A 261-nucleotide genomic window follows, 5' to 3' on the forward strand; every position below is an offset into this window, starting at 1 on the left:
AAGGGCTCGCTTTCGATTAGGGCACAAAGGGGGATAAAGGTTGGACATATTATCAGTGGTGAAAATATTGCCCTTTTTGCTGGCAACGACATTTATTATGATCAGATTATCGGCTATGGCAGCACAACACTGACATCGGGATCTGGAGGGATTAGTGTTGAGAATGTGCTGTCTGCCATGGGGGATGTGAGGTTGACAGCAAACCCTCTCGATTTAAGCAAGAATTGTTCTCATATTTACACGCCTCAAACGCTGTATTTA

At 44.1% G+C, this 261-nt stretch carries 1 protein-coding gene; it reads left to right on the forward strand.

Annotated features, from left to right (window positions below):
- Positions 1-261, forward strand: a 261-nt coding sequence (locus ACFIO5_RS10155) for an SAF domain-containing protein (RefSeq protein WP_375705332.1), incomplete at both ends; no start/stop codon positions are given.

The sequence above is a fragment of the Bartonella sp. AA86SXKL genome (assembly GCF_042196885.1).